The 1,496-nt window shown below is 43.4% G+C and carries 1 protein-coding gene; it reads left to right on the forward strand.

What is annotated here, in order from left to right:
* Positions 1-311 precede the first annotated feature (311 nt).
* On the forward strand, positions 312-1,073 hold the full coding sequence (locus AC805_RS16635) for an MlaE family lipid ABC transporter permease subunit (RefSeq protein WP_055076447.1): 762 nt from the start codon (positions 312-314) through the stop codon (positions 1,071-1,073).
* Positions 1,074-1,496 lie beyond the last annotated feature (423 nt).

Genomic DNA, 1,496 nt, shown 5'->3' on the forward strand with positions numbered 1-1,496 from the left:
CTGGGCTTGGTTTTTAATTCACTGAAGTGTTGTCTCACTTCAGTGAATTGGTGTTATAGCTATCGCCAAATGGACTAGGACATAAACCGCAAGAATTGACTGGCGGCGCTTCGCGCCGCCAGTCAATTCTTGCGGTTTGATTTGTCCTAATTTAAGTGACTGTAGCTATAGCTGAGCGAAGTCGAAGCTAGATAACTTTCGGGGGATATTTTTTATCCGCTTTTTCTTTGCTGATAATTGCGCTGGGGGTTAGGATAAACACAACAAAAATTGTTTACCACCTGTCAGCCGTGGCATGGGAAATTTTAAAAATGGGAAATTTTGGCAGTTGGCTAACTAAACTCGGACAAAGTTGTTTACTGATTGGACAAATTGTCACCCATATTTTGATCTATCGACGTTTCCATTGGCGCAATACGATCGAGCAGATGTCGATGGTGGGTACAGAGTCGCTACTCATAACTTTAATTACAGCAGCCTTTGTAGGAGCCGTATTTACGATTCAAGTCGCGAGAGAGTTTATTAACTTTGGCGCACAACAAGCGATCGGAGGCATTTTGGCGATCGCCTTGGCTCGCGAGCTAATTCCTGTATTGACAGCCGTCATCATTGCTGGACGTGTGGGTTCGGCTTTTGCCGCAGAAATTGGCACGATGCAAGTAACCGAGCAAATTGACGCATTACACTTACTGCGGACAAATCCCATTGACTATCTGGCAACTCCTCGCGCGATCGCCTGCTTGCTCATGCTGCCGATTCTCACAATTTTAGGGTTTTTGATGGGAATGGCAGGGGGCTTATTGCTATCTCAATCGATGTATGCAATTCCCTACAATATGTTTCTCAATTCCGTTCAGAATCTCCTCAAACCTTGGGATTTAATCGCCGCTTTAATCAAATCAAGTATTTTCGGCGTTATCATCGCGGCGATCGGCACAACATGGGGCTTAACCACCACGGGTGGGGCAAAGGGAGTAGGCGAATCTACAACTACGGCTGTGGTTACAGCCTTGCTGGCTATATTTATCAGCAATTTCTTTTTGTCATGGTCGTTTTTTCAGGGGCGTTCATAATGCCAACTCACGAAAGTATGACAACACTTTCGTGAATTAAACACCAAACCCAGTAAGGTTTTGAGATTCCCAAAATGGCGTTGCCATTTTGGGAATTGGTATAACTGATTGGTTTGGTAGTGTTTTCACTACCGCATAACCATTAATCACCAAGTCCCCAGCAAGTTTATAAAAGGCATAATTGAATATATAGCAATCCTAAATCATTTGTAGATTTTGGGGTTTGTGGAAGCCCCCTTTCGGGAGGCGCTTACACAAACCATTTAGGATTGCTATAGAGATATAGAAATTTCTGAAGGAGAAAAGTAAATGTTCTTTCACTCATCTTATTTGATCCTCATTCCAGGGATGCTCTTGATGTTTTGGGCTCAACAACGGGTCAAATCAACCTATGAGAAGTATGCCGATATCCAATCAAGCCTA

This window comes from Pseudanabaena sp. 'Roaring Creek' (assembly GCF_001402795.1).
GTDB lineage: Bacteria > Cyanobacteriota > Cyanobacteriia > Pseudanabaenales > Pseudanabaenaceae > Pseudanabaena.